We start from the raw sequence: 9,179 nt of genomic DNA on the forward strand, positions 1-9,179 counted from the left end.
CCCAATGACCACCTATCTGCAACTCTGCCAGGACACGGCCCTGGAGTCGGGCGTGATCGGCGGCACCGGCCTGCCGACGTCGGTGCTCGCCCAGAACCAGGCAGACCTGCGGAGGGTGGTCTTGTGGGTGCGCGACGGCTGGGTCGAGATCCAGAACAGCGACAACGGCTGGCGGTTCCTGCGCAAGCGCTTCACCGCGGCCACCATCGTCGCGAACACCGACCAGTACACGCCGGCCACGCTCGGCATCTCGGACTTCGCGCGCTGGCTGGTCGATGACGATCAGCGGTCCGACCACTACAACGACGGCCTGACGATCTACAAGACGTCGGACGGCGAGGGCTATGAGTACCCGCTGCGGGTCGTCGACTGGGACGACTACAGCCGGGTCTACCTGCGTGGCACCCAAACCGCGAACGCACCGCGTGTCGTGGCGGTAGCGCCCGACAACTCGCTCTGGCTCGGCCCGAAGCCGGATGCGGCCTACACCCTGCGCGGACCCTACGAGCGCACACCCCAGGTCCTGGCTGCCAACGCCGACGAGCCGCTGTGCCCGGCCCGGTTCCACAACATCGTCAAGTACAAGGCCATGATGAAGCTGGCCCGGTTCGACGAGGCAGCCCTGGCCTACGCCGGTGCCGAGATCGAATACCGCACGATGCTGTCGGACCTTCGCCGCGACCAGCTGCCGACGCCGCGGTTCGAATATGGGGATCCGCTCGCATGATCGGGGCGGCCCACATGCGCTCGCGCTACACCCTGCCGCTGAGCCGCCGGCACCCCTGGGACAGCACGTCGTTCGCGCTGGCCGGTGGGCTCGACCTGGTGTCGCCGGCGATCCGCACCCCGCCGGGCCGGATGATCGCGGGCGTCAACTACGAACCGGACGTCGGCGGGTATGCCCGGGTCTACGGCAACGAGCGCACCGACGGCCGGCCGGCACCATCGGCCGCCAGCTACTGGACGATCGACTTCGACCAGGGCCAGACGCAGATCATGGCCGAGGACGTCGTCACCGGCGCCACCTCGGGAGCAACCGGAATCGCGCTCTACAACGTCGCCGCGGTGACCGGCAGCTACGGCGGATCGGACGCGACCGGCACGATCGTGCTCACTCAGGTCAACGGCACCTTCCAGGACAACGAGAACCTGCAGGTCAGCGCCTCGACGGTCGTGGTCGCCGATGGGGTGGCAACCGAGCGTGGCGCCAGCAACGACACCGACGACACCACCTGGCTGCGCGCCGCTGTCGCCTATGCCCGAACCCAAATCGCCGCCGTGCCCGGCTCCGGGCCGGTGCGCGGGGTATGGCTGTTCAATGGCGACCGCTATGCGTTCCGCGACAACGTCGGCGCCACCGCCGGCGTGATGCACAAGGCGACGACGTCGGGCTGGGTAGCGCAATCCTTCGGCCGTTCGGTCGCCTTCACCTCCGGTGGCACGACGCCGATCGCCGAGCAGGACACCATCACCGGCGCCACCTCGGCGGCGACCGCCACCGTGGAGCGCGTCATCGTGTCGTCCGGGTCCTGGGCGGCAGGCGACGCTGTGGGCCGTCTCATCCTGTCCGGCCAGACCGGCACCTTCCAGAGCGAGAACCTCGACGTCGGCGCATCGCTGAACCTTGCCACGATCGGCGGTGACTCGGCGGCGATCACCCTGCCGGCCGGCGGGCGTTACGATTTCGCCAACCATAACTTCTACGGCGATCCGGCCCGGTTCCGCATGTACTTCGCCAACGGGGTCGGCACGGCGCACGACTGGGACGGAACGGTCCTGGTGCCGATCGTCACCGGGGAGACCACCGACACGCCGTCGCGGGTCGCCGCCCACAAGGAGCACCTTTGGCTGGTGTTCCCGGGTGGCGGTCTCAAGAACTCGTCAATCGGCGAGCCCTACGACTATATCGTCGCCACCGGATCCGGAACCCACTACTTCGGCCAGGAGATCACCGACCTGCTGGCTGACGTCCTCGGCATCATGGTGGTGTTCGGGCGCAGCCGCGTGTCGGTGCTGAGCGGCAACGACATCAACGATTTCCGCCTGGATCCGCTGGCCGATGACGCCGGGGCGATGGCCCACACCGCACAACGCATTGGCAGGCCGCTCTACATCGACGACGCCGGCGTGCGCGACATGACGGCGACCCAGCGGTTCGGCGATTTCAACATGGGCTCGGTCAGCCAGGCGATCCATCCGTACTTCAAGAAGAAGATCGACGACGGCGTGTTCCCGGTCGCCACGTTGCGCTGCCGCAACCGAGGCCAGTACCGGGTCTACTATGCCGACGGCACCGGCGTGACCATCTACTTCGGCCGCCAGTATCCCGAATCCGGCATCTTCGATCTCGGCATCAGCGTGGCCTGCGCCTGCTCGGGCGAGGACGCCAACGGTGTGGAAGTGATGCTCCTCGGCGACGAGGACGGCATGGTCTACCAACTCGACAAGGGGACCTCGTTTGATGGCGAGGAGGTCCTGGCGTTCTGCCGCCTGGCCTTCAACAACATCGGCTCGCCCGATGCCAACAAGCGCTTCCACAAGGCGGTGGTCGAGCTTGATGCCGATGCGGCAACCGTCCTGGCACTGACGGCCGAGTATTCCTACGCGGACCCCGATCAGGCCCCAGCCCAGGAACAGACCTTCACGGTGCGCGGCGGTGGCGGGTTCTGGGACGAGATGCAATGGGACCAGTTCATCTGGTCCGCGCCGGTGAAGGGCGAGGCATCCGCCCGGATCGACGGCCAGGGCCGCAACATCTCGATCACGGTCATATCGGCATCGACCTATGAGCGGGCGCACACCCTGCACGGCGTGCGGCTCCTCGACACCAAGAGGAAACAATCGCGATGACGGCCTACTACACGGTTGCGAACCCGCCATCGAGAAACACGCTTGGGCGCGCAGCGCCGATTGCCGATGAACTTCAGGCGATCCAGGACGGATTCGCGCTGATCCCGGAAGAGGGCGTCCTGAAGCGCGGCCGGGTGCAGTACGCCTCCGCGGTCGGCGGTACCGCCAACGCGATCACCCTGACGATGCCTTTCACGGTGACGGCCTACACCGAAGGCGACTGCGTCCGCTTCAAGGTCGCCGCCACCAACACCGCTGCGGTCACGGTGGATGTCGACGGGGTCGGCCCGGCCGCTATCAAACGGCCGAACGGTGACGCCCTGATCGCAGGTGACCTGATCGCCGGCGCCATGGTCGAGTTGCGGTGCGACGGATCGGTATGGCAGGCGGTCGGCTACACCGGCGCCGACATCACCGCGGCGGCAGCAAGCGCAGCGGCGGCAGCGGCCAGCGCCAGCACCGCCAGCACCCAGGCATCAACGGCAACCACACAGGCGGGCATCTCCACCGCGCAGGCAGTGATCGCCACGACCAAGGCTGGGGAGGCAGCGGCATCGGCGATCGACGCGGCTGCGGCGGTCAACGGCGTGAAGGTGTCCGTCGACGACACCACGCCGGGTGATCTGGAAACCAAGATGCTGGCCGGCGACGGCATCACGCGCAGCACGCAGAACGACGGCGGCAACGAGACCGTCACGTTCGCCTTGACCAAGAACTTCGCCGTCACGATCGCCACCGCCTACGCCCTCACACTCTGATCGGAGACAGACGATGCCCGTCACTGATACAGCCGCATGGCCGCAGGCCCCGAAGTCGGCCGCCGTCTCGGTCGCGGCCGCCAACACCACGCTGACCGACAGCCCGGACGATACGGCACTGCTGCTGACGGCCGGCGCCAACGGGTCGCGGATCGGCCACCTGAAGGCTCTGCCGCGCGCCACCGTGAGCGGCGCCATGGTCGGCTACCTCTATCATTCCATTGACAGCGGCACGACCAAACGCCTGATCAAGGCCGTGGCGATCGCCGCCGACACGGTGTCGACGACCGACGCGCCGGCGGAGGTGGATTTCGGATACACCGAGGACGCGCCGCTCTACCTCTCGGCCGGCGCCGAACTCTATGCCGGCATCTCGGTCGCCCTGACCGACGGCGTCGTTTTCATCGCCTCCTACCAGGATTACTGACCATGGCGATGCTCGGCGGCGGGCCGCTCGGGCGGCCTTTGGGGCGGGTGCTGGGCGCCAAGGCGAGGGCTTCGGCAGGCGCCGCGACGGTCACTCCAACTCAGTTCGAGAAGTTCACGTCGAGTGACACGTTCACGGCTTCGGCCACCGGTTGGTATCTGGGCCTTGTCGTAACAGGTGGCGCCGGAGGCGGTGACGACAACGCTTCCGGCGGGCCAAGTGGTCTCGTCAGAGTCGCCTGGTTCCAAATGGACAAGGACGAGGCCACCAGCGTCACCGTCGGGTCCGGTGGCGCTGCAGGCACAGGGTCAACCGCGAACGGGGGCGACGGCGGCACATCGGCCATCGTGGGGAAAGTGTCCGTCGCCGGTCCGCCGGGCGGGCGCTCTCAAGCCAACGGAAACTCAAGCAATGGCGGGTTCTCTGCGGGCGGACACGGCAGTCCAGCTACGGCCGGCGGTTCGAACGGATCGAGCACGACTGCTGGAACGGGCTCTGGATCTCACCCGCTTGATGTAGCCATCGCGCTTTTTGCCGATGCCTGGACATTGACGCCGGGCGACGGTGGCGCTGCCGGATCACCCAACGGTGGTGGTGGCGGTGGTGGTGGCGTGGTGATCGACTCCGATGTCGTCAACGGGGGCGATGCGCCCGGCGCTGGCGGTAGCGGCGGCGAAGGTTATGGCGCCGGCGGCGGTGGCGGTGAGGGCGTTTCCGGCACGCGTGACGGCGGGGCCGGCGCGCCTGGTGTCGTTCTGATCATGGGGCCGGTAACGCCGCCGGCGTTCGAAGTGGCAGAGAGTTGGGTGCTTGCATCATGACAACGTCAACGAACCTCGTCTGCTGGGTAACGCTCTCCGGTCCGACCGTGGACGGCGAGGCGATCCCGATCCCGGCCCGTCATCGCGGCCTGTCCTGGGCCTCGATGGCCGACCTCGGGGCGGCGCAACACCCACCCGTCGCCGATCTGGTCGGCAAAGGCCTGTGGCGGGTCTACGACGACGCCAAGCCGGCGCTCTCGCCCGGCAAGACGCACAGCGGTCCGGTCTACACACCGGATGCTGAGACATCGACGGTCACGCGGTCGTGGACGGTGGTGAACTTGTCGGTTGCGGCGCGCAAGGTGGCAATGAAAGCGGCCGTGAAGGCGCTCTATCGCACCCACGCTGACGCGGGCACCACGCTGACGATATCCGAAGGCGTCACCACGCCGATCGCCACGACGACCGATCCCGTCGTCAAACTGGAACGCGGCAAGGCGCACATGGAGGCGTCGTCCCTGTCGTCGATGGCGGTGGTCACCAGCGCGGACGTGCCGCTCGACCTGACGCCCGCTCTGGCCGCAGCCGCCCTGGGCGTCATCGACAGCCATGTGGCCTTCTGCGAAGGGCGGCAGAACGCGCTCTACGTCGCGATCGACGCCGCCGCCGACCACGACGCCCTGGACACCATTGAAAGCGGCATGGCCGCCGGTTGGTCCGCATGACCGAAATCAACGGAGCCAGCGATGCCGCCTGATGCCGCAATCACCGCGTCGATGGTGCAGATCGCCGTGTTCGTCGGCGGGCTCATGTTCGCAGGCGGCACCTGCCTGTGGGCCGTCGTGCGCTACCTGGAGCGCCGCCGCGAGGAGATGGCGGCCGACCTGCACGCCCGCCTGAGCGGCCTGCGCGACGACCTCACGCAGTTCAAGATCGAGGCGGCCACCCGCTTCGCCACGGCGGCATCCATGGATCGCGGCTTTGAGAAGCTGGAGAAGGCGATCACGGACCTCGGCGCCCGCCTGGAACGCTGGATCGACAACGAACGCCGCGGTCGCGGCAGTGGACCGGGAGGGCAGTAATGGTCGGACTGTTGACAAGAGAATCACAGCGTCGCATGGCCCCGCCGCTTGGCCCTGCTGCCCGCAGGGTGGCGACCGCCGGCCGCAAGGGCGACACCGAACTGGCCCACATGGATCCGGGTAAGGCCGCCCTGCTGAAGGCCAAGGGTGGAGCCGGCACGCGCAACCGTCGAACCGGGCTGCTGGAATACTGGTCGGGCGAGGGCGACAGCGACAACAACGGCGACGGTGTCGGAGGAGGTCCTGGCGACAGCGGCATGGGCGGCGGCGCGCCACAGGACAACGACTCCGAGCACGGCACGGCCCACGCCAGCACGGTGGCAGGCCAGCAGAATCAGAACCAGCAGGCTGAGAACGACCCACAGACCGCTACCAACGCCGAGGCCGACGACAGCATTGTCGACAGGGTCAAGAGCTTCATCGCCAAGCGCAGCCAGCAGGTCGCCATCAGCGCCGTGGCCCCGAGCCTGCTTGGCATTGGCATCGGTGCCATCGGTAAGATGCGCGAGGGCGTCGAAGCCGAATACCCGGGCTTCACCGCGGACCCGACGACGAACGACGTGGACGGCTGGTCAGAGCAGCCGACGGGCAGCACCGCGGCGGCGGCTCGCCCGTCGGACAACTACCACACGTCCGGGAAAGGTCTGCTCGCCCGCCAGGCCGAGGCGGTCCAGGCAGCCGGCCGCGACGGCGACACGATCGTCGCCCACGTGAACCCGCGTGAGGTGCAGATGCTCCTGCGCGCCGGCGGGCGGGGCACGATCAACCCCAAGACCGGCCTGCTGGAGTTCGCATCACTCAATCAGGTCACGCGCGGCGGCGTGACCATGGGCTTCGACAATCAGGCGGAAGCCGATGCGTGGGCGGCCGCCAATCCGCAGGACAGCCAGGACCAGGCGGAAGCCGTGGCGGCACTGCCGACGCTGGCGCAGGTCGGCCAGCCGGCGCCGACCATCGACGACGTCAAGAGCCAGCGCGGCGCGGAATGGAACGCTCCCGGCGGTGGTGGCTATGCCGCTGCAATGGCGGGCGGGACCAACGACCCGACGTCGGACCCGGCCAATCCGCAGGCGTTCACCAACGACGCGCTGAGGGCGGCCGGCGTGGATACGCTGAAATACCATCAGCAGAACGTCGCACAGGGTGCCGGGTTTACCGACTTCGGTACCCGCACCGATTTCAACCAGCGGCTCGTCGCCTACCTCAAATCGAAGGGCTACGACGTCGATTTCGACAACATGGGCGAGGGCCAGTTCACCGACTGGTACGGGCGCCAGGACGGCGCGGTACGGAGCGACGTCGACTCGTGGCTTGCGGCCAACGATCCGACCTATGGAGCGGCAACGCCCGGCGCGTCACCCAACGCGCCTGGTGCCGGGGCGCCCGCAGCCATCGCCCCTCCGAAAACCACCTCCCAGAACATCGACGACATCATGGCGTCCGACAGCCCGCTTATGCGCCGGACGGCCAGTCAGGGCCTGATGCTCGCCAACCGGCGCGGACTGCTGAACTCGTCCGTCGCCGCCGAAGCCGCCCAGGCCGCCATGCTCGATGCGGCCGTGCCGATCGCCAGCACCGACGCCTCGCTCGCGAACCAGCAGTACATGCAAGGCCAGGACATCGCCAGCCAGCAGTACATGCAGGGCCGTGATATCGCCAGCCAGCAGACCATGCAGGGCCGTGATATCGCGTCGCGGAACTGGCAGGCGCAGTTGTCGGCCGACACCCAGACCGCCATCGCGAATATGCAGGTCAGGACCGCCGACAAGGACAAGATCGGCAACATGGTCGCGACCCTGCAGCAGATCCACGCGAGCAAGTTCAACACGATCGCCAACAACCCGGACATCCCCGCAGAGACCCGGGACCGCTACATCCAGGACAATAACCTGTGGATGCGCACCCAGTTGAACCTGATCGAGAGCATGTATGGCGTGCAGCTGCCCTGGACGCCGCCGACATGATCAGGATCGCCACACCGATGGACGTCCGGCCCATGGCCGAGATCCTGGAGGCGCGCTACCGGGCGAGCCTGTATGCGCAATTGGGCGAGATGGACGTCACCGCGGCGAAGCGCATGCTGACGTCGCTCATCTTCGCTCAGAACAAGGTGGTCGCCGAGGGCACCTTGGTGATGGTGGCCGAGCGGGACGAACGGATCGTCGCATTCATCGTCGGCTACCTCGATCCGGTCTACCACATCGGCCCGGCCCTGACCGCGACCGACCTCTATTTCGTGAGCCGGGAGGGTGCCGATCTTCGCGACATCAAGGGCCTGGCCGAGGCGTTCACCGCGTGGGCGCTGAGCATCCCCAAGGTGGTCGAGATCAAGATGGGGCTGGTCGACACATTCGGCACTGACATCGAGGTGGCCGGCCGGATCTACAGCGGTCTCGGCCTCGATCGTTGCGGCACGATCTATCGGAGGAGCATCGAGCGATGAGCAGCGTGGCGAAGGGCGTTGGCAAGGTCTTCAAGAAAGTCGGCAAGGTCGCGAAGAAGGTAGCGCCCTACGCGTTGGCGGCGGGCGCGGTCTACTTCACCGCCGGCGCGGCCCTCGGCGTCACCGCAGCCGGTGGCTGGGGGGCTGTGGCTGGATCCCTTTCCAGTTCCCTTGGACTATCGCCAGGACTGACAGCGGTGGTTACAGGCGCGGTCACGCAGGCCGGCTACGGGGCGGCGATCGGTGCCGCCGGGGCGGCGATCACGGGCGGCGACATCGGCCAGGGTGCGCTCTACGGGGCGGCGGCCGGCGCCGTTACCGGCGGCATCTCTGGCGCGGCCGGCATCGGCACCGATCCGCTCGGCAGCGGCACGGGCGTCACCGGCGGCAATGCCGCGCCGGCAGCGCCGGGCCCGACCGGCGTTGCGAACCTGCAGCCTCCCGCAGGTGCCGCCACCGCACCGGGCTCGGCTGCCAGTTACGTGACCGGCGGCAACGCGCCCGCTGCGGCAAGGGGCGGTGGTGGCCTGCTCGGACCGGGTGGTTGGCTCGAACGCAATCAGACCCTTGTCGGAGAGACGGTCAAGGGCATCGGCGGCGGCCTGCTGCAGGGCTTGAGCGCCCAGGACGAGGCCAAGGCCCTTGAGAACCGCGACCGGCGCCGGGCGGGCAACTACGCCTCCGGCGGCGGTCTGCTCGATCGCGCCGCAGTGGTCAACGGTGCCCGCCCGGGTGCAGCGCACCCCACGGTGGAAGAGAAGTACGCACCCAGCCATGGGTATCGCATCGAGTACCGCTACAACGCCGAAACCGACCAGGTCGACCGCGTGCGGGTCGCTTGACTGGATCGCCAAGGAG

General features: G+C 68.0%; 10 protein-coding genes. All 10 read left to right on the plus strand.

The window, feature by feature from the left end; translation table 11 throughout:
- Positions 1-4: 4 nt before the first annotated feature.
- Genes RIC54_RS24005 through RIC54_RS24055 form a run of 10 tightly spaced genes read left to right on the plus strand, consistent with a single transcriptional unit; the run spans position 5 to position 9,163 of the window.
- Entirely contained in the window at positions 5-727 is a 723-nt protein-coding gene (locus tag RIC54_RS24005) for a phage adaptor protein (protein ID WP_350088053.1), read from the plus strand.
- Positions 724-2,850 (plus strand): hypothetical protein, encoded by a 2,127-nt coding sequence (locus RIC54_RS24010; protein ID WP_350088050.1) that lies wholly within the window; start codon positions 724-726, stop codon positions 2,848-2,850. The genes RIC54_RS24005 and RIC54_RS24010 overlap by 4 nt, the downstream gene beginning before the upstream one ends.
- Complete coding sequence (locus RIC54_RS24015) at positions 2,847-3,608, plus strand: hypothetical protein (protein ID WP_350088047.1); 762 nt, start codon at positions 2,847-2,849, stop codon at positions 3,606-3,608. The genes RIC54_RS24010 and RIC54_RS24015 overlap by 4 nt, the downstream gene beginning before the upstream one ends.
- Positions 3,609-3,621: 13 nt before the next feature.
- On the plus strand, positions 3,622-4,035 hold the full coding sequence (locus tag RIC54_RS24020) for a hypothetical protein (protein WP_350088044.1): 414 nt from the start codon (positions 3,622-3,624) through the stop codon (positions 4,033-4,035).
- An 8-nt stretch (positions 4,036-4,043) separates the two neighbouring features.
- Positions 4,044-4,856, plus strand: a complete 813-nt coding sequence (locus tag RIC54_RS27085) for a glycine-rich domain-containing protein (RefSeq protein WP_502990182.1) — start codon at positions 4,044-4,046, stop codon at positions 4,854-4,856.
- Entirely contained in the window at positions 4,853-5,521 is a 669-nt protein-coding gene (locus RIC54_RS24035; RefSeq protein ID WP_350088041.1) for a hypothetical protein, read from the plus strand. Before RIC54_RS27085 ends, RIC54_RS24035 begins: the two co-directional genes overlap by 4 nt.
- A 21-nt stretch (positions 5,522-5,542) precedes the next feature.
- On the plus strand, positions 5,543-5,878 hold the full coding sequence (locus tag RIC54_RS24040) for a hypothetical protein (protein ID WP_350088038.1): 336 nt from the start codon (positions 5,543-5,545) through the stop codon (positions 5,876-5,878).
- Positions 5,879-5,913: 35 nt separating this feature from the next.
- Positions 5,914-7,842 carry a hypothetical protein gene (locus RIC54_RS24045; RefSeq protein WP_350088035.1) on the plus strand — a complete coding sequence of 643 codons (1,929 nt, stop codon included), beginning with the start codon at positions 5,914-5,916 and terminating at the stop codon, positions 7,840-7,842.
- Positions 7,839-8,321 carry a hypothetical protein gene (locus RIC54_RS24050; protein WP_350088032.1) on the plus strand — a complete coding sequence of 161 codons (483 nt, stop codon included), beginning with the start codon at positions 7,839-7,841 and terminating at the stop codon, positions 8,319-8,321. Before RIC54_RS24045 ends, RIC54_RS24050 begins: the two co-directional genes overlap by 4 nt.
- A complete protein-coding gene (locus RIC54_RS24055; protein ID WP_350088029.1) occupies positions 8,318-9,163 on the plus strand; it encodes a hypothetical protein in 846 nt (281 codons plus the stop codon). The genes RIC54_RS24050 and RIC54_RS24055 overlap by 4 nt, the downstream gene beginning before the upstream one ends.
- The last annotated feature ends 16 nt before the right edge of the window (positions 9,164-9,179 follow it).

This window comes from Thalassobaculum sp. (assembly GCF_040219215.1).
Lineage (GTDB): Bacteria > Pseudomonadota > Alphaproteobacteria > Thalassobaculales > Thalassobaculaceae > Thalassobaculum_A.

Excerpts from the sequence above, each read along its gene's own strand:
- RIC54_RS24040 (WP_350088038.1), top strand. The coding sequence starts at position 5,543 with ATGCCGCCTGATGCCGCAATCACCGCGTCGATGGTGCAGATCGCCGTG.
- RIC54_RS24035 (WP_350088041.1), top strand. The coding sequence starts at position 4,853 with ATGACAACGTCAACGAACCTCGTCTGCTGGGTAACGCTCTCCGGTCCG.
- RIC54_RS24050 (WP_350088032.1), top strand. The coding sequence starts at position 7,839 with ATGATCAGGATCGCCACACCGATGGACGTCCGGCCCATGGCCGAGATC.
- RIC54_RS24055 (WP_350088029.1), top strand. The coding sequence starts at position 8,318 with ATGAGCAGCGTGGCGAAGGGCGTTGGCAAGGTCTTCAAGAAAGTCGGC.
- RIC54_RS24020 (WP_350088044.1), top strand. The coding sequence starts at position 3,622 with ATGCCCGTCACTGATACAGCCGCATGGCCGCAGGCCCCGAAGTCGGCC.
- RIC54_RS24010 (WP_350088050.1), top strand. The coding sequence starts at position 724 with ATGATCGGGGCGGCCCACATGCGCTCGCGCTACACCCTGCCGCTGAGC.
- RIC54_RS24005 (WP_350088053.1), top strand. The coding sequence starts at position 5 with ATGACCACCTATCTGCAACTCTGCCAGGACACGGCCCTGGAGTCGGGC.
- RIC54_RS24015 (WP_350088047.1), top strand. The coding sequence starts at position 2,847 with ATGACGGCCTACTACACGGTTGCGAACCCGCCATCGAGAAACACGCTT.
- RIC54_RS27085 (WP_502990182.1), top strand. The coding sequence starts at position 4,044 with ATGCTCGGCGGCGGGCCGCTCGGGCGGCCTTTGGGGCGGGTGCTGGGC.
- RIC54_RS24045 (WP_350088035.1), top strand. The coding sequence starts at position 5,914 with ATGGCCCCGCCGCTTGGCCCTGCTGCCCGCAGGGTGGCGACCGCCGGC.